Origin of the sequence: Anabaena cylindrica UHCC 0172, assembly GCF_034931625.1 — a bacterium.
In the GTDB taxonomy this organism is placed as follows: domain Bacteria; phylum Cyanobacteriota; class Cyanobacteriia; order Cyanobacteriales; family Nostocaceae; genus Anabaena; species Anabaena cylindrica_A.
On sequence record NZ_JAYGGY010000082.1, the window covers coordinates 1 to 16,359 of the forward strand.

A 16,359-nucleotide genomic window follows, 5' to 3' on the forward strand; every position below is an offset into this window, starting at 1 on the left:
GAGAGCTATGAGGCTTATTCTGTCTGCATTTTAACCATTTTTGTCATCCCGTCAGGAATTTTACCCAAGACTAAATGCAAGTTGGATAGAATTGGCAAGCGATTTTTTAGAAGAAAATGGTATTCCACTGTTTGAAAGAAATGATAAGACCTGCAAGTAAATAACAAAGTGTTACCGCATCAATAGCCCCACACCAAAATTTTCTGTGTAGTAAAGCGTTATAACAAAATGAATAATAGAAATACAAGTTACTAAATATTTACATGAAATATCGTCCTAGACATGGCTGATATTGTAGGTTAGGTTAACGCAAGGAATGTAAATCTGGGATGATTAGCAACAGGTACGACATTTATTTGTGAGTGTGAGGTTTATGTCAAATTTAGTAAAGTCCAAATCTCCCAAACGCCGACTCAAACGCCAACTCTTCATCGTCATGCTGGTGATTTTTGCTTGGAGTATAGCCATAGGATTCATACTAGGTTTAGCTACCAGCACCCAAGCAGCTAACCCCGCTGCCACTATTGGCACTGTTGATGTAGTACCTGCACAATACAAATTAGGGCAAGAATTATATTTAGAAAACTGCGCCAGCTGTCACATTGGTATTCCACCAGCGGTTTTCCCTACCCAAACTTGGAAAAATCTGATTGAAGACTCCCAGCACTACGGCGTACAGGTTCAGCCTTTAGTCGATCCTCAACGGATTTTGGTGTGGAAATACTTATCAACATTTTCCCGTGTGCAACTCCAAGAGGAAGCAACACCTTATCGCTTCAATAGATCACGTTATTTCAAAGCCTTGCACCCCGGTGTCAAATTACCAAAACCGCTGCAAGTTAGTAGTTGCGTAAGTTGTCATCCTGGTACGAGTAAGTATGATTTCCGTACTTTGACCCCAGAATGGGAGTAGGAAGAAGGTGACAGCAGTTAAGAGAATATCTCCCTAATCTTCCCTGTCTTCCTCATCTTCCCAGCCTCCTGCTTCATCTAGGGGCGAAATGATAGTATAAAAGAGGTTTAACTATAAGATATGAGTTAAAACCAATCACATAATCAGTTGATTGGTTAGTTTTCATTCAATTTTTGAGTTCATTCTCATTTCTTGCCCATCCACAAGCAAAATGGCTGGGTTGAGTTAAATGCTTATAATCATATAGCTATTTGCTAAACCTTTAATTCCCATCCCCCTTGATTTAGTTCTATAAACTGCCATGCTAAAACTATTGTTGGGCGATCCCAACGCTCGTAAACTTAAAAAATACCAGCCTTACATTACAGAAATTAACCTCTTAGAGGAAGAAATTCAGCCGCTTTCTGATGAAGCGTTAAAAGGCAAAACGGTTGAATTTAAACAACGGCTGGCGAAAGGCGAAACACTTGATGATATATTGCCTGAAGCTTTTGCTGTTGTCCGAGAAGCGGGACGGAGAGTATTAGGGTTGCGTCACTTTGATGTGCAACTATTAGGCGGCGTAATTCTGCATAGCGGGCAAATCGCCGAAATGAAAACCGGTGAAGGTAAAACTTTGGTGGCTACCTTACCGAGTTATTTAAATGCCTTGACTGGCAAAGGTGTCCACGTCATTACCGTCAATGATTACCTGGCACGTCGGGACGCGGAATGGATGGGTCAGGTACACCGGTTCTTGGGATTAAGCGTGGGGTTGATTCAGTCCACAATGAATCCTAGTGAACGCCAAAAAAACTATCAGTGCGATATTACCTATGTCACCAATAGCGAAGTAGGTTTTGATTATCTGCGGGATAATATGGCGACATCAATGGCTGATGTGGTGCAACCGCCGTTTAATTATTGCGTTATTGATGAGGTAGACTCGATTTTAGTGGATGAGGCGCGGACACCGCTGATTATTTCTGGACAGGTGGAAAGACCGACAGAAAAATATGTCCAAGCGGCAGAAATTGCTTTTACATTGAAAAAAGATGAACATTACGAGGTTGATGAAAAGGCGCGTAACGTTCTTTTAAGTGATGAAGGTTTTGCTGAAGCTGAAAATCTTTTGGGTGTGACAGATTTATTTGACCCGGAAGATCCTTGGGCGCATTTTATGTTTAATGCGATTAAGGCGAAGGAATTGTTTTCGAAAGATGTAAATTATATTGTCCGCAATGATGAAGTTGTGATTGTGGATGAATTTACAGGTCGGGTGTTACCGGGACGACGCTGGAGTGATGGCTTACACCAAGCAATTGAGGCCAAGGAACACGTAGAAATTCAGCCAGAAACCCAAACTTTGGCGACGATTACCTATCAAAATATGTTTTTGCTGTATCCCAAGTTGGGGGGAATGACGGGAACTGCAAAAACGGAAGAAGTGGAGTTTGAGAAGATATATAAACTGGAAGTAGCGATTATTCCGACTAACCGCATTAGAAGACGGGAAGACTTGTCTGATATGGTGTTTAAGACGGAAGCAGGTAAGTGGAGAGCGATCGCTCAAGAATGCGCCCAAATGCACCAAAATGGTAGACCTGTGTTAGTGGGTACAACCAGTGTCGAAAAATCAGAACTTCTTAGCCGACTCCTCAAGGAAATAGAAATTCCCCACGAGTTACTCAACGCTAGACCAGAAAACGTGGAACGGGAAGCGGAAATTGTCGCCCAAGCTGGACGGGGAGGGGCTGTAACTATCGCCACCAACATGGCGGGACGGGGTACAGATATCATCCTTGGTGGTAACTCCGAATATATGGCCAGGTTGAAGTTGCGGGAATACTTTATGCCCCGCATTGTTAGACCTGAAGATGAAGATACCTTTAGTATGCAAAGGGCTTCTGGACTACCGACAGGTCATGGTAGTGGACAAGGTTTTGCGCCTGGTAAAAAGGTGAAAACTTGGCGGGCTTCTCCCGAAATTTTCCCTACCCAGTTATCGAAGGAAGCAGAACAGCTGTTAAAAGAAGCCGTGGAAGTGGCGGTGAAGGAGTACGGTGAGCGCAGTTTGCCGGAATTAGAAGCAGAAGATAAGGTAGCTGTAGCTGCTGAAAAAGCCCCAATAGATGACCCTGTGATTCAGAAATTGCGGGAAGCTTATCAGTTCATTAAGCATGAGTATGAAGAATTCACCAGCAGTGAACATGATGATGTGGTGAGTAGAGGTGGTTTACACGTTATTGGTACAGAACGCCATGAGTCACGCCGGATTGATAACCAGTTGCGCGGAAGGGCTGGTAGACAAGGTGATCCAGGTACAACCAGATTCTTCCTTAGCTTAGAGGATAACCTATTAAGGATCTTTGGGGGCGATCGCGTTGCCGGCTTAATGAATGCTTTCAACGTAGAGGAAGATATGCCTATTGAGTCAGGTATGTTAACCCGCAGTTTGGAAGGCGCACAGAAAAAAGTTGAAACCTATTACTACGACATCCGTAAACAGGTGTTTGAGTATGACGAGGTAATGAATAACCAACGTCGTGCTATTTACGCCGAACGTCGTCGGGTTCTAGAAGGTCAAGATTTGAAGGAACAGGTAATTAAATACGCCGAAAAAACAATGGACGACATCGTTGATTATTACATCAACCCTGATTTACCTTCGGAAGAATGGGAATTAGAAAAGTTGGTAGAGAAAGTCAAAGAGTTTGTTTACCTGTTGGCTGATATGCAGCCTAACCAATTAGAAGATATGGGAATGGGCGAAATTAAAGCTTTCCTCCATGAACAAGCGCGAATTGCCTATGATATGAAGGAAGCTCAAATTGACCAAATCCAACCAGGACTAATGCGTCAAGCAGAACGGTTCTTTATTCTCCAACGCATAGATACTTTGTGGCGAGAACATCTGCAACAAATGGATGCTTTGCGTGAGTCGGTTGGCTTGCGTGGTTATGGTCAAAAAGACCCGCTGATTGAGTATAAGAGTGAGGGTTATGAGTTATTCTTGGATATGATGGTGAATATCCGCCGTGATGTGGTTTATTCGCTGTTTATGTTCCAGCCTCAGCCTCAGCCTACTGTGCAGACTTCTGAGATGGTTTAGGATTTTTTTCACGCAGAGACGCAGAGGCGCAAGAGAGGCGTTTTCTGCGTCTTTTGTTTTATGGTGAGAAGGGGAGATAATGAACCGCGAAGGCGCGAAGGACGCGAAGGAAGAGGAAGAAGGAAGATGAGTTAGGATAGGAGGAAAGGGGGTTTTTATGATTTATCTTTCTGCTAATGAAGTAAAACAGAATTTTACAGAATTTTTAGATCAAGCTCAGAAAGAACCTGTTACTATTCAGGGTCAGAATGAAGATTTGGTGGTTGTGCTTTCTGTTGTTGAGTATCAAAAACTTAAAGGGTTATTGAAATCAGGATTCTCAAAGTGAGGATTACTAATAACATCTGACGAAAAGTATGGTGTTTCAAATTGTGGTAGCAAGGTCTCTACCCTTGACTGACTTCGATTTCCCAAAAACACATTATTTCACAACAGTAAGAATAAATATTATGACTGTATCTATTTCTGACCAAGTTATTGAACAATTAAAAATCATGCCTCAAGACTGGCAATATCAAGTTCTGGAATTTGCCCGTAATTTGACAAAATCAAAAATAAAAGGTGTTCCCGGTAAAGAATTACTACATTTTGCAGGTTCAATACCCAAAGAAGACTTACAGCTAATGAGTGAAGCAATAAAACAAGATTGTTAATATATTGACATCAAGTATTTTTTTACAGCGTATGACTTCCATTAATTTACAATTATCATCTGATTTAATTAACGAAGGTGAGCAAGCTATTCGTCAAGAATTAGCTTTACAATTGTATGAGCAAAATATTTTCACTTTTGGTCAAGCGCGACGTTTAGCTAATTTGTCTGTTTGGGAATTTCAGCAGTTTTTAGGAACAAGGAAAATTGCACGTCATTATACTGAAGTTGATTTATTGGAAGATGTCAAGACTATTACTGAATCCGAACTAATTGATATAGCATTTCCTAGTTGGTGAAGTACAAAATCATCTGCGTTTATCTGCGTCCATCTGCGTTTAATTATTACAGCTTGCACCTTATTTTGAATGGTAATTGCTATATAAATGAAAAAGCTATTATTCCTCTGTAGCCAAAATAAATTACGCAGTCCTACTGCTGAAGCTGTGTTTTCAGAATATCCAGGACTAGAGGTAGAATCTGCTGGTTTGGACAGAACAGCCGATAACCCAGTTTCTACAGAATCTATTACCTGGGCTGATATTATCTTTGTCATGGAAAAATCCCACAAAAGCAAGCTATCTAAGAACTTTCAGCCGTTTCTCAAGGGTAAGAGGGTGATCTGTTTGGATATTCCCGATGAGTATGAATATATGGAACTTGCTTTAATTGAGTTGTTACAGCAGAAAGTTCTGCCGCTATTGGGAACATTTTAGTTGAGATATCTGCTGAAAACCACCTTGCTGCTTGATAAGAAGATAATCATAACTGATATTTTACCCACTACCAGCAGCAAATCACTTAACTAAATTTAACACTGCTATATACTTGTATATATAAATATTTATTTCTAGCATAAATACATAAATTTTCTCCACAAGTTTTGCACAATAATTGTCTAAATTTAGAAGCATCAGGGTGATAGGACAATTCCTGTGGCAGAACTATCAGTGCTTCTCCTTGCCCTGAGCTTATCTAAAAATTTTGTAAAATAACTTCTGGAACGAGCTATGAATAATCTAAAATCTATGGAATCTAAACTACTCTTTCAAGAATTTCAACTTTGTACACAACTACAATACGACGGACAGTTGAAAATTCAAACTTTACAAGGAAAAAGTTGGATTTTCTATTACAGTCAGGGACAGCTAGTTTGGGCAACAGGAGGGATTCACCCCTCTCGCCGATTACGTAGAAACATCGCTCAATTCTGCCCTCAGATTGATACTAACAAATTATCTTTAAGCTCTGAAGATACGTCACTACATTACTGGGATTATCGACTTCTTGAAAATTTATATCAAGGTCAGAAAATCCAACTAAATCAAATTAATGCTATTGCCGAAAGTACTATATCAGAACTTTTATTTGATGTAGTGCAACACCTAAGTTCTAACTCTTTTATTTGCGAACGCAATCAAGAAGTAATACTAGAAGCACCAATTAGTTCCATTAGTGCAAATATGTTTCTCCAGCAAATGCAAGACTGCTGGAATAATTGGTCAAAAGCTGGATTGGAAAACTTATCTCCTGACTTAGCACCAGTTTTACTCAAACCAGAAAAACTCCGGGAGCAAGTAAGTCCAAATGTCTACAAAACCCTTGAGAATTTAATCAACGGCAAACATACTCTGTGGGATTTAGCTGTCGAAATGAAACAGAGTGTATTATCCGTTTCCCGTTCATTACTGCCCTATATTCAGCAAGGAATCACAAAACTAGTAGAAGTTCCTGATCTACCATTAGCATTTGCAAGAATTAAAAATAATCATATGATTACACACATTCATAGTGGAAATATTCCCCTCATTGCTTGTGTTGATGATAGCTCTCAAGTTTGTCAAATTCTAGAGAGAATTGTTACCTCAAATGGAATGAGATTTCTGAAGATTGAAGATCCTCTGCAAGCTTTACCAATTTTGATTCAAAATAAACCAGACTTGATTTTCTTGGATTTAATGATGCCAGGTATTAATGGTTACGAACTTTGCGCTAATTTACGACGTACTTCTGCTTTTGCTAAGACACCACTAGCTATTTTAACAGGTAGTAATGGTGCTTTTGATAGAGCTAGAGCTAAGGTATTTGGTGCTACAGATTTTATTAATAAACCTGTATCTATTGGTAACGTTTGGAGCGTAATAGATAAATATTTAGACACGACACCAAAAAATGTGAATCTATCTAATTCCTGCTTCTTACCTCCTACAAATGAGCAATCTTTATGCTCCTCTAGTTAATACAGAATTTCTATTTCATTTTTGTGAAACTAGCCTGTGTTCTGCATTTCATAATACATAAACATCTACCTTGATTCTTTTTTCTAGCCTTCACTAGTCAGTTGAGTAACCAAACTGGATTCATAATAGTGATATTAAAACTCACTCTTGAAACTTACTCTGAGCATAACGAGGTAAGGATACAGTAAATGTCGTACCTAAGTTCTCTTGACTCTCCAATGAAATATTTCCTTGATGAACTTCAACACATTTTTTGACAATTGCTAGTCCTAAACCTGTGCCTTTGATATTACCGACATTACTACAACGATAGAAGGCTTCAAACAAGTGTGATTGACTTTCTAAGGGAATTCCCATCCCTTGATCACGTATTTGAAATATAGCAACATGATTCTGACATTCCAAATCGAAATAAATCTCAGATCCAGAGTGAGAATATTTAATAGCGTTGGAAAGTAAGTTGGTGAGGATACGTTGGAGTAGTATTAAATCCATTTCTGCTTTTGTAGAGTTGCCAGTGCAATTAAAACAGATTTGGTGTTGATTACCCATACTATATTTCAGGGTATCAATGAGTTCTTTGCAAAAATCTTCTAAATTAACTGATACAGGTTCATACTGCATTTTACCTACTTCCATTTTACCAATGAGAAGTATCTCATCTAGCAATGAGAGCAGTTGGTCAACCGCATTATTAATCTTGTCAACGTAACGATTGAGTGTTTCAGGAGTAGGAACTTTACTACCACATTCAAGTAACCCCGCAAAACCTTGAATACTAGTGAGTGGATTCCGAAAATCATGGGAAATCATCGAAACAAATTCTGATTTTAGCTGATTGAGTTCTTGCTCTTTTTCTAAAGCTTTAAGAGCTTGATCTTTTGCTTTTTGTAATTCTATTTGCATTTGTCTCAAGCTTAACTGAGTTTCGATTCGAGCCAGGACTTCTTCTAACTGAAAAGGTTTGGTGATGTAATCTATCCCTCCTATTCTAAAAGCTCTAACCTTGTCTATTGTTTCGCTAAGAGCGCTGAGGAAAATTACTGGGATAGTTTGAGTCTGTTCATCTAATTTTAAACGCTCACAGACCTCATAGCCATTCATGTTGGGCATATTGATATCTAACAATATGATATCTGGATGCTCGATTTCCACTGCCTTTAGTGCGATCGCACCACTATTAGCACAACGTACCTCATACCCCTGTTCCTCCAGCATACTGGACAGCAAATGTAGGTTGTTTGGCGTGTCATCAACAATTAGAATATTAGCTTTACAGGGATATGGCTGAAAATTATTCATAATTAAAGTGAGTTTAAAAACTATCTAAATCCTATTCTATTTGAAAAAAAATATATAAATTAGTATTTTATATCAAATATTAGATAATTACTTATAATCAACATAGTATATAGCAATTCGTATTCAATTGAGGTACAAGCAATAATAATTAAACGCAGATAATTTTGCATTTTTTAGACTAGGAAATGCTATATTTAATAATTTATTTTTTCAATTATCTGCCCAAACAGATATATTAAATGTAACAAACGAAGATGATGATATCACATCTGATTTCTAATTGTTCGGATGCGCTGGAGACGATTGATAATTCGGGTGAAGAGTTCATTGGGGACAATTGGCTTGGTTAGATAATCATCTGCTCCATTGATAAAGGCTTTTTGCAAAGTTTCTACATCAGCACAGCTAGTCAAAAATAAGATTGGTAGCCAATTCCAGTCATGATTTTGACGTACATCCCGACACAAATCTAATCCTTCTGTTCCACTAGGCATATTAATATCAAGAATCAGAAAATCTGGATAAGTCGATCTTAACGTTTCCCAGAAATTTTCTGGATTTCCTAAACAAGTTAACTGCACTCCTAAAGGTTCTAATAATATTCTTAAGGTGATCAAAATTTGTGGATCATCATCAACGGCTAGAATTGTAGCATTTATTGGTTCAAATAATTCAGATTTTTCGCCTATATTACTGACATTAATTAGCTCTTTAGCAGAACCTTCTATTTCATGACGTAAAGCAATCACTAACGGTTCTAATTTCTGAGCAATTTTTTGTTGGTAAACTACTGTAAAGCGCGATAGAGATTTAAAATCCGACTCCAAGGAAATTTCTATTTGTCGAGCTAAATTACTCCCTTTATCAAAGCCAAACATACCCAGAGATCCGACAAGTTTATGGGCATTTTGAATTGCTTGTTGGTGTGAGTTTTCATCAAATAGACCAACTACTAAAGCAGATATAACTTGTTCCAAAGCTATGAGACGTTCAAAAGTTAAGTTTTTTGTCTGCTGCCATATTTCTACAATAGAGTTATCTAAAGTTTCTTGTTTAGCTGAATTGACAACTAATTGATCATTTTTCGCTGCAAGGAAAGCAGCATTAATCCGGTATCCCTGCCCATATACTGTTTCTAATAAATCACCCGCACCAACTGCTTTTAATTCACGGCGAATATTTTTAATATGGGATCTAACTGTAGATTCATTGGGTAGTTCATCATCAAATGCCCATAGGTGATTAACAATATCTCCGCAACTGTAAACCCGTTTTTGATTGCGAAAAAATAATTCCACTAAAAGATACTCTTTGCGGCTAAACTTCAGTAATTGTGACCCATAAGTTACTTCATGCAGATTTGGATCAAGACGTAATTCACCACACATAAGTACCACAGAACTAGATGTACTTCCTCTCCGAATTAAGGCGCGAATGCGGGCAGCAAGTTCTTCAACATTAAATGGCTTGACAACATAATCATCTGCTCCACTATCTAGCCCCATAAGCTTATCATTTGTAGTATCACAAGCAGTCAATAGCATTACTAAAACTGGATTTTTCATCTCTCTCAAGCGACGACAAAAGCTGATGCCATCAAGTTTAGGGAGCATTACATCCAGCAACACTAGATCATACTGAAAGCTTTCTATGAACTCCCAACCAGTTTCACCATCGCTGGCTACATCTACAACATAATTCTGTTTCTGTAGTACATCAGTCAAAACTTTTACTACAGTGTCATCATCATCTACCAGTAGAATCCTCATAGTGTTTATCTTCAGCTCCTGTGTATCCTCACAATTTATCTCTTATCGTTAAATTTTATAGCTATAATCAATTTAAAAGTTAAGTAATATTACTGGATATTTTAGTTAATTATGGGTTGATTACTGGTTCAAGACCTACAAGGTGAAGTAAACTCATAATATGATATTTGCTGCCTACATTGATTATGAAGATTTCGGAATAATGGAAAAAGTGAAGATTATCTATTTTTATTGGATATTATCTTCCCCAAGTCATAATCTAGCAGATGTATACTTCCCTACGGGTAAGTATTGGTTTTCTAGGAGGTTGAGATGAAAAGAAAAACAATTTTGGTGATTGATGATGAAGATGATATCCGGGAGGTTGCGAAAATCAGCCTAGAAGTTATGGCAGGATTGAAAGTTATCTTAGCTAGAACCAGCCATGAAGGAATACAAAAAGCTGAGACTGAACAGCCTGATGCTATTTTGCTGGATGTGATGTTACCAGATATGGATGGAGTCAAGACATTTCAGAAACTCCAGTCGAACCCATTAACGCAGAATATTCCAGTTATTTTGCTAACTGCAAAAGTACAGGCATCTGATCAACGTCTCTTTGCGGATTTGGGTATTCGAGCGCTGATTGCTAAACCTTTTAAGCCGGCTCAATTAGCTGAAAAGTTATTACTAGCTCTTGGTTGGAGTAATGGAAGTATTGTGGAGTAATCCCAAAAATCAATAAAATCAATAATTAGGAAATGTTTTGGTGAAGGTTTTGTCCAGGAAGTAAGTAATTTACTCTCTTCCTGTAGCTGATTCAATGTATATCCACGAATTTTCCACAATCTAGCAATACAATTTTTAATTAATAACTTAATTACTTGGTAAATACAGGGTATGAATTATGACAAATAGTCTATCTTCAAATCTACACTTTAATGATGCTGCTAATTTAGAAATTAAGGATGAAAATTTCTTCTTGGGTATAAGTCATGAGTTGCGTACTCCTTTGACGGCAATTCAGGTTGCGCTTGATCTTTTAAGTTCAGGTAAGCTCGGTAATCTTTCGCCGCAGGAATTACGGATGGTAGAGATTGCTACTAAAAATACAGAACGGCTGATGCGGTTGACGAATGCGATCGAACGGCAGCCAGAAGCGCAAACTCTCTTCCTGTCATCGGCAGAACTTGCTCACTTGCGGTTGGAGCGAGATCTAAAAATGGCATTAACTCGCAATGAGTTTAAGCTGTGCTATCAGCCAATAGTTTCCTTAACAAACAATCAAATTAGCGGTTTTGAAGCTTTGATTCGTTGGCAACACCCTACTTGGGGGATTATATATCCTGACAAATTTATTCCTCTGGCAGAGGAAAAAGGCTTGATTATCGACATCGGCTTTTGGGTTTTACAAGAGGCTTGTCGTCAACTTTGTAACTGGCAACAGCAGTCTCCTGAGCTTTTTAACTCTTTGACGGTGAGTGTCAATGTTTCTAGTAAACAATTGGCACTTCCTCTTTTAGTGGAACAAGTTAAGCAAGTTTTGGAGGAAACTGGTCTACAGCCTCACAACTTAGTAATAGAAATTACTGAGAGTGCTATAATTGATAACCAGGTAAATGCTAATAAAACTTTAGAGGACTTACAGAATTTAGGAGTTCGGTTGTATATAGATGATTTTGGCACGGGTTATTCTTCCCTGAGCCGACTTTATGAACTGCCATTAGATGTTTTAAAGATTGATCGTTCTTTTGTACAGAAGTTGGATTGTTCCAGTGGCAACCACATAGTTCAAGCGATCGCAAACCTGGCACATAATTTAGGACTGGAGGTAATTGCCGAGGGAGTGGAAACAGTTGAGCAAATGAAAAAGCTTCAGTTAATCGGTTGTAATCAAGGACAGGGATATTTCTTTGCCAGACCCTTAGAAACTCATGAGATCGTAGATTTGTTATTTAATCAGCCCACAGCCGTCAGCTAATGGGTAGACTAATGCTAGGGCAAGCGATCGCTTGCTAACCCGTAATTAATGAATATGAACCAGCAGCAACCTTCTCAATCCCTAGCAAATATCTTGGTGGTTGATGATAGTCCAGTAAATTTAGTTTTGCTCTCCAAAGTACTTACTAATTATGGTTATAAGGTGCGGTCTGCATTAGATGCGGATATAGCACTGAGGTCAGTCCAGGCCAAATTGCCCGATCTGATTTTGCTGGATATTATGATGAACGATATGGATGGCTATGAGGTTTGTAAAAGGCTGAAAGCAAATGAATATAGCCGTGACATACCTATAATTTTTATTAGCGCCCTTGATGAGCCTTTAGATAAGGTAAAAGCATTTGGAATGGGTGGTGCAGATTATATTAGCAAACCCTTTCAAGCTGAAGAAGTAATTGCCAGGATTGAAAATCAACTCAGAATTCAGCGCTTACAAAATCAGCTAGTTGAGCAGAATGAAGAATTACTGCAAAAAACCCAGGCACTGGCTGATTTTAGTTCCAGCCTAAAGCAGTTACATCGAATCAACATGACTGATTTTAGTAATGTTGAAAAACTATTTTTAGATTATTTAAATACAGGTTGTCAAGTTCTGCGATTTTCAGCAGGATCAATTGGTCAGATCAATCATCAGATATATTCATTTTTGGCCGTGCAATCTAATATAAGCAGCCTGGTTCCTGGGCTAGAAATTAAGTTATCAGATGCTTATTGTGGAAAGGTTGTTGAACAACAACAAACTGTTACCTTCCACAATGTAGGAGAGATGATAGAGATGCGTTGCCATCCACTATACCAAAGCTTAAAAATAGAGTCTTATATTGGCACTCCTATATGGGTAGATGGACATATTTATGGTACGCTTTGCTTTTTTTCTACTGATACCAGACCTGATAAATTTGAGAGCCATGAAAAAGAAATTATTGAATTGATGGCTCAAAGTATTGGTAAGTTTATCAGCGCTCATCAAACAGAAAAAAAGCGCCAGCAGGCAGAAGAGGAATTAAGACAAGGTGAGGAACGTTGGCAATTGGCAATTCAAGCCAGTAAAGATGGTATTTATGACTTGAATTTACAGACAGCCGAAGTATTTTATTCGGCTCGCTGGAAAGAAATATTGGGCTATGAAGAAGAAGAAATTGCTAATGACATTAACGAATGGATCAAACGCGTTCATCCAGATGATCTCAAAGGGGTGATTCAGGCAAATCGCGCTCATATGAATCGGGAAAATCCCAGCCTCATACAAGAGTATCGAATGTTGTGCAGAGATGGCAGTTACAAGTGGATTTTGGTACGCGGTCAGGCACTTTGGAATGAAGATGGTAAGCCAATTAGATTTATTTGTTGCCATACAGATATTAGCGAAAAAGCGCGGCTTGAAGCTGAACGCAAACAGCAAGAAGAAGAAATCAGGCAAACTCAAGCATTCCTAGATTCTATCATTGAAAATATTCCCGATATGATCTTTGTCAAGGATGCCAAGGATCTCAAGTTCATCAGGCTTAACAAAGCAGGTGAAGAACTACTAGGCTATACCAGAGAAGAATTAATTGGTAAAACCGACGAAGACCTTTTCTCTCAAACAGAAGCAGATTTTTTTATTGCCAAAGATCGGGAAGTTTTAACCAACAAAAACATTTTAGACATTCCCGAAGAAACTATTCACACAATACATCAAGGAATCAGAACCCTACATACTAAAAAAATCCCCATTCTTGATGAAACTGGAAATCCACAGTATTTACTGGGTATTTCTGAAGATATCACCGAAAGCAAACGCCAACAAACAGCCCTACAGCTGATAGTTGAAGGTACAGCTTCAAAAACAGGAAGTCAATTTTTTCGGTCATTGGTGCGTTACCTAGCAGAAGTTTTACAAGTTCGCTACGCTTTTGTCACCCAATTTATAGATTCTGCAAAAATGCGGGCTTGTACACTAGCATTCTGGGCAGGAGAAGACTTTGGTGAAAACTTTGAGTACGACTTGGCAGAAACACCTTGTCAACAAATATTATCTGGAGAAGTCGTTTTCTATCCCCATAGCATCCAGTCATTTTTTCCTCGTCATGAACATCTAGTCGAGTTAGAAGTTGAAAGCTACTTGGCGATCCCACTCAATGATTCAGTAGGAAATATTGTGGGATACTTGAAGGTATTGGACACCAAGCCAATGGTTAACAACCAAACCACAGAACTGATTGTTAGAATTTTTGCAGCCCGTGCAGGAGCAGAGCTAGAGAGACAATTATTTGAAAATGCTTTGCAAGAAAGTATAGAACAGCAACGGGCAAACCTGCGAGTAGTGGAACGGATGCGACAGACTTTAGATATTTCCAAAATCTTCCATACAACTACGGTAGAATTGCGAAATCTCTTGAAATGCGATCGCGCTGCTATTTACCAATTCCATTCTGATTGGAGTGGTGAATTTGTAGATGAATCTGTAGGTAATGGATGGATTTCTTTGCTGCCACAACACAATAATCATACCCAATTAACAGAAAATCTCGTTTTGAATGAGCAATGTTCTATCAGAAAGTTTGAGAGAAGAAAGCTAGACAGATCAGCCCCAAAGAATAATACTCCTAACTATAAATTCTGTACAGATACTTATATCCAAGAAAAAAAAGACGGTATTTATAATCAAGGCACAAGTTATCGAGTTGTAGAAGACATATACAAGGCAGGATTTAAAGATTGTTATCTGCAACTTTTGGAAAAATTCCAAGCTAAATCCTATATCATTGTCCCAATTTTTCAGTCTGGTAAGTTGTGGGGACTGTTGGCAGTTTATCAAAACTCTGCTCCCCGTCCGTGGCAATCAAGTGAAATTAATCTTGTCATTAACATTGGTCAACAGTTAGGAATAGCCCTCCATCAAGCAGAGTTATTTGCTCAAATTCAACACCAATCAGTAGAACTAGAAAAAGCCAGAGATGCAGCCGAATTAGCTAACCGAGCCAAAAGCGAATTCCTGGCTAATATGAGCCACGAATTGCGAACTCCACTTAATGCTATTATGGGCTTCACTCAAGTAATGAGCCGTGATGTATCCCTGCATCAAACACATCAGGAACATCTCAATATCATCAATAGCAGTGGGCAACACTTACTAGAACTGATCAATGATGTGTTGGAAATGTCCAAGGTGGAAGCAGGTAGAATCCAACTCAATACAACTAGTTTTGATCTATATTATCTACTCAGTAATCTAGAATATTTATTACGCTTAAAGGCTACTTCAAAGCAATTAACACTCATCTTTAATCACACTCCCAATATTCCCCAATATATCAAAACCGATGAGGTTAAATTACGCCAGGTTCTACTAAACTTGCTGGGGAATGCTATTAAATTTACGCAACAAGGGCAAGTGAGCCTAGAGGTAAGCACCAGAGAAAGTCAAGATAACCAAAATCAGGTTTCTAGTTTCCTCATATTTGAGATCAAAGATACCGGTCCAGGTGTTGCACCAGAGGAAATACAGCGGTTATTTACTCCTTTTGTGCAAACTAAAACTGCTCATTCCCATGAAGGAACAGGACTAGGATTAGCCATTAGCCAAAAATTTGTCAAGCTGATGGGAGGAGAGATTACGGTTAATAGTATTGTGGGTGCGGGGAGTGTATTTAAGTTCCATATCAAGGTTGATTGTGCAGAAAAAGTAGATGTTCTTGCTCCATTATCTAACCATCGAGTTATTCACTTGGCTCCTGATCAACCCGCTTACCGATTACTAATTGTGGAAAACCAATGGGAGAGTAAAAAACTTTTAGTAGAGATGCTTAGTCCACTGGGGTTTGAGGTTTATACAGCGGAAAATGGCCAAGAGGGATTAGAACTTTGGCAGCGTTATCAACCCCATCTAATTCTGATGGATATGCAAATGCCGATAATGGATGGTTATGAAGCTACACGACAGATTCGGGCGGGAGAAATACACAATTTAGCTGCTATTCAACACCAAACCAAAATTATTGCTTTGACTGCTAGTGCTTTTGAAGAACAGCGGACTTATATCTTGTCTATAGGTTGTGACGATTTCATTCACAAACCATTTCGAGAAGAATTCCTGTTGAATAAACTGGCAGAACATTTAGGTGTTAAGTATACCTACGCAGAGAAGACCGAAAATATAGAAAGAGAAACGGAACAATCTTCATGTTTTATCCTTACTCCTTCATCTTTACAGGTAATGCCTGCGGAATGGATTACTCAACTACATGGATCTGCTGGTCGATGTAGCAAACGTCAAACTGTGGAATTAATAAATCAAATCCCTGAATTACATAGCAATCTAGCAAAAGCTCTCACTAATTTAGTGCATGACTTTCATTTTGAGAAGATTGTACAGTTATGTGTCGAGTAGGATGCAGGTGGCAGAAGTAGGTAGAGAAAATTTTTACTGA

12 protein-coding genes are annotated in these 16,359 nt (G+C 38.6%); 10 read left to right on the forward strand and 2 right to left on the reverse strand.

What is annotated here, in order from left to right; all coding sequences use genetic code 11:
• The first annotated feature begins 373 nt into the window (after positions 1 to 373).
• The 7 genes from VB713_RS16635 to VB713_RS16665 all read left to right on the forward strand — a co-directional run bounded on the left by VB713_RS16635 (position 374) and on the right by VB713_RS16665 (position 6,896).
• Positions 374 to 913 carry a cytochrome C gene (locus VB713_RS16635; protein WP_323312629.1) on the forward strand — a complete coding sequence of 180 codons (540 nt, stop codon included), beginning with the start codon at positions 374 to 376 and terminating at the stop codon, positions 911 to 913.
• A gap of 301 nt (positions 914 to 1,214) precedes the next feature.
• Positions 1,215 to 4,004, forward strand: coding sequence for a preprotein translocase subunit SecA (gene secA / locus VB713_RS16640; protein ID WP_323312630.1), 2,790 nt, complete (start codon positions 1,215 to 1,217; stop codon positions 4,002 to 4,004).
• Between the two features lie 157 nt (positions 4,005 to 4,161).
• Positions 4,162 to 4,332, forward strand: a complete 171-nt coding sequence (locus VB713_RS16645) for a type II toxin-antitoxin system Phd/YefM family antitoxin (RefSeq protein WP_323312631.1) — start codon at positions 4,162 to 4,164, stop codon at positions 4,330 to 4,332.
• 121 nt (positions 4,333 to 4,453) lie between these two features.
• Positions 4,454 to 4,657, forward strand: coding sequence for a hypothetical protein (locus tag VB713_RS16650; protein ID WP_323312632.1), 204 nt, complete (start codon positions 4,454 to 4,456; stop codon positions 4,655 to 4,657).
• A gap of 31 nt (positions 4,658 to 4,688) precedes the next feature.
• A complete protein-coding gene (locus VB713_RS16655) occupies positions 4,689 to 4,955 on the forward strand; it encodes a UPF0175 family protein (RefSeq protein WP_323312633.1) in 267 nt (88 codons plus the stop codon).
• A gap of 87 nt (positions 4,956 to 5,042) precedes the next feature.
• Positions 5,043 to 5,372, forward strand: coding sequence for a low molecular weight protein tyrosine phosphatase family protein (locus tag VB713_RS16660; protein ID WP_323312634.1), 330 nt, complete (start codon positions 5,043 to 5,045; stop codon positions 5,370 to 5,372).
• Positions 5,373 to 5,666: 294 nt separating this feature from the next.
• On the forward strand, positions 5,667 to 6,896 hold the full coding sequence (locus VB713_RS16665; RefSeq protein WP_323312635.1) for a response regulator: 1,230 nt from the start codon (positions 5,667 to 5,669) through the stop codon (positions 6,894 to 6,896).
• Between the two features lie 141 nt (positions 6,897 to 7,037).
• Here VB713_RS16665 and VB713_RS16670 read toward each other — a convergent pair whose 3' ends face one another.
• Together VB713_RS16670 and VB713_RS16675 are read right to left on the reverse strand one after the other, a co-directional pair.
• The gene (locus VB713_RS16670) at positions 7,038 to 8,198 is read right to left on the reverse strand and encodes a hybrid sensor histidine kinase/response regulator (RefSeq protein ID WP_323312636.1); all 1,161 of its coding nucleotides are present in this window, start codon (positions 8,196 to 8,198) and stop codon (positions 7,038 to 7,040) included.
• Positions 8,199 to 8,461: 263 nt separating this feature from the next.
• Positions 8,462 to 9,967: a response regulator gene (locus VB713_RS16675; RefSeq protein ID WP_323312637.1), complete on the reverse strand. Its 1,506-nt coding sequence runs from the start codon at positions 9,965 to 9,967 to the stop codon at positions 8,462 to 8,464.
• A gap of 312 nt (positions 9,968 to 10,279) precedes the next feature.
• On the opposite strand from VB713_RS16675, the gene VB713_RS16680 reads away from it, so the two are divergent.
• From VB713_RS16680 to VB713_RS16690, 3 genes are all read left to right on the forward strand, one after another.
• A complete protein-coding gene (locus VB713_RS16680; RefSeq protein WP_323312638.1) occupies positions 10,280 to 10,675 on the forward strand; it encodes a response regulator in 396 nt (131 codons plus the stop codon).
• Between the two features lie 178 nt (positions 10,676 to 10,853).
• Positions 10,854 to 11,927: a putative bifunctional diguanylate cyclase/phosphodiesterase gene (locus VB713_RS16685; RefSeq protein ID WP_323312639.1), complete on the forward strand. Its 1,074-nt coding sequence runs from the start codon at positions 10,854 to 10,856 to the stop codon at positions 11,925 to 11,927.
• A 48-nt stretch (positions 11,928 to 11,975) separates the two neighbouring features.
• On the forward strand, positions 11,976 to 16,319 hold the full coding sequence (locus VB713_RS16690) for a response regulator (RefSeq protein ID WP_416242452.1): 4,344 nt from the start codon (positions 11,976 to 11,978) through the stop codon (positions 16,317 to 16,319).
• The last annotated feature ends 40 nt before the right edge of the window (positions 16,320 to 16,359 follow it).